General features: G+C 71.7%; 1 protein-coding gene and 2 pseudogenes. All 3 read left to right on the forward strand.

Annotation, left to right across the window (positions count from 1 at the left end; all coding sequences use genetic code 11):
• Positions 1-276: pseudogene (locus G6018_RS06040) on the forward strand (hypothetical protein); the annotation flags it as partial.
• Between the two features lie 45 nt (positions 277-321).
• The gene (gene ureC, locus G6018_RS06045) at positions 322-2,508 is read left to right on the forward strand and encodes an urease subunit alpha (RefSeq protein WP_182639166.1); all 2,187 of its coding nucleotides are present in this window, start codon (positions 322-324) and stop codon (positions 2,506-2,508) included.
• Positions 2,505-2,743 (forward strand): annotated as a pseudogene (locus tag G6018_RS06050) (urease accessory protein); the annotation flags it as partial. The gene ureC and the pseudogene G6018_RS06050, both read left to right, overlap by 4 nt.

A 2,743-nucleotide genomic window follows, 5' to 3' on the forward strand; every position in this document is an offset into this window, starting at 1 on the left:
GCTCGGCTCGATGCGCTCGGGTCGGAGCGCCCGGTGGTCGTGAGCGCCACGTTGGCACCGGCGCCGGTCACCGGCCGGGACCTGCCCGGCGAGGGCGAGTACCTCCTGGGCCCGGCGGTGTTGCGCAGCGTGATCGACACCCGCGTGCGCGAGGCGGTCCACCGGCTCGATCACGGACGGGACGGCATCGACGCGGCACTCGACGCCGAGGACGGCCACGGTTACGCCCACTCCCACGTGGCGGCCGACGGCAGCGTCCACACCCACTCGCACTAGCCCCCACTCCACCAACCCACCACCGCACCGACCCCGAGGAGCGCGATGTCCGGATCCGGGAAGTACCAGTACGGCGACGGCGACATCACGCTGGGCGCCGGGCGCGCGACCGTCGAACTCGCGGTGACCAACACCGGCGACCGCGCCGTCCAGGTGGGCTCGCACTACCACTTCTTCGAGGCCAACCGCGAGCTCCGGTTCGACCGGCCCGCCGCCTACGGGCGCCACCTGGCGATCGGCGCGGGCCTGGCGGTGCGGTTCGAACCCGGTCAGACCCGCACGGTGCGGCTGGTGGACTACGCCGGCGAGCGCGTCTGCCACGGCTTCTCCGGGCTGGTCGACGGTCGTCTCGACGATCCGGCCGTGCGTGAGCGGGCGATGGGGCGCATGCGCGACGGCGGGTTCCTCTGCGACAGCGCGGACGTGGCCGATGACGACGACAACGAGGCCCGGCCGCCCGCGGACGGTGTTCCCGTCGCCGAGGGCCCGCCGACCGTGCTCCCGCGCGCGACCTACACCGACATCTACGGACCCACGGTCGGGGACCGACTGACGTTGGCGGACACGGTGTTGACCGTCGAGATCACCACTGATCACAACGCCGTCACCACCGACGGGACGTCCGGCTACGGCGAGGAGGCCGTCTACGGCGGCGGCAAGGCGATCCGGGACGGCATGGCGCAGGACCCGGCCGGCACGCGGGCCTCGGGCGCGCTCGACCTGGTAATCACCGGGGCCACGATCCTCGACGCCGTGATCGGCGTGGTCAAGGGCGACATCGGGATTCGCGACGGCCGGATCGTGGCCGTGGGCAAGGCCGGGAACCCGCACCTGCAGGACGGAGTGCACCCCGAGCTGGTGATCGGCCCCGGCACGGAGGTGGTGGCGGGCGAGCACAAGATCGTCACCGCCGGGGGAGTGGACACCCACATCCACTTCATCGCCCCACAGCAGGTGGACGAGGCCCTGTCCAACGGGGTGACCACCATGTTCGGCGGAGGGACCGGCCCGTCCGAGGGCACCAAGGGGACCACCTGCACGCCGGGCGCCTGGAACATCGGCCGGATGCTGCAGGCCGCCGACGGGCTGCCGGTGAACATCGGGATCCTGGGCAAGGGCAACACCTCCCAGCCCGAGTCGGCGGTCGAGCAGATCGTGGCCGGGGCGGCCGGGCTGAAGATCCACGAGGACTGGGGGACCACCCCGGCGGCCATCCGCTGCGTGCAGGAGGTCGCCGACCAGTACGACGTGCAGGTCGCGATCCACACCGACACCCTCAACGAGTCCGGCTTCTACGAGGACACCCGCGCCGCGTTCGGCGACTCGACCATCCACACCTTCCACTCCGAGGGCGCCGGCGGCGGCCACGCGCCCGACATCCTGCGGGTGTGCGGCGAGCCCAACGTCCTGCCCGCCTCCACCAACCCGACGCTGCCGTACACGGTCAACTCGGTCGACGAGCTGCTCGACATGGTGATGGTCTGCCACCACCTGTCGCACGACATCCCCGAGGACGTCAGCTTCGCCGACTCCCGCGTGCGGGCCGAGACCATCGCCGCCGAGACCGTGCTGCACGACGAGGGCATCATCTCGATCTTCTCGTCGGATTCGCAGGCGATGGGTCGGATCGGCGAGTCCTGGCAGCGGGCGTTCCAGACCGCGCACCACTGCCGCGTCGAGCGAGGGCCGCTGCCCGAGGACACCGACCGCAACGACAACGAGCGCGTGTTGCGCTACGTCGCCAAGATGACCATCAACCCCGCCATCGCCGCGGGCATCGCCGACCACCTGGGCTCGATCGAGCCAGGCAAGCTCGCGGACCTGGTGGTGTGGCCGGTGGACTCGTTCGCGGCCAAGCCGTCGCTGATCATCAAGGGCGGGATGATCGTGTGGGCGCCGATGGGCGATCCCAACGCGTCGCTGCCCACGCCGCAGCCGGTGATCTACCGGCCGATGTTCGGCGCGTACGGAGGGGCGTTGCAGTCCACGCGGGTGACGTTCCTGTCCTCCGCGGCGATCGAGGCCGGCGTGCCAGAGGAACTGGGCCTGACCTCGCCGTGCCTGCCCGTGCGCGGCTGCCGCGGGATCGGCAAGAAGGACATGGTCCGCAACGACCGCTGCCCGACCATCGAGGTGGATCCCGAGACCTACGTCGTCACCGTCGACGGCGAGCCCGCCACCATCGCCCCGGCCACCACGCTGCCGCTGGCCCAGCTGCACTACCTGGCATGAGCGGCACCGATCTGTCGCGGCTGCTGCTCGCGTTGCAGTTCACCGACTCGTCCTTCCCCTCCGGGATGTACACCCTGTCCCACGGGCTCGAGGGGCTGGCCCAGCGCGGGGAGGTCGACGCCCGGCGCCTACCGGAGGTGCTGCACTCGATGCTGCGCCACGCCATCGGCCCGGCGGACTCGGTCGCGCTCGCGCTCGCGTGGGCGGCTACCCGCGAGCACGGGGGCCGTGACAC

The organism is Dietzia sp. DQ11-44 (assembly GCF_014145205.1).
GTDB lineage: Bacteria > Actinomycetota > Actinomycetes > Mycobacteriales > Mycobacteriaceae > Dietzia > Dietzia natronolimnaea.

Excerpts from the sequence above, each read along its gene's own strand:
- ureC (WP_182639166.1), top strand. The coding sequence starts at position 322 with ATGTCCGGATCCGGGAAGTACCAGTACGGCGACGGCGACATCACGCTG.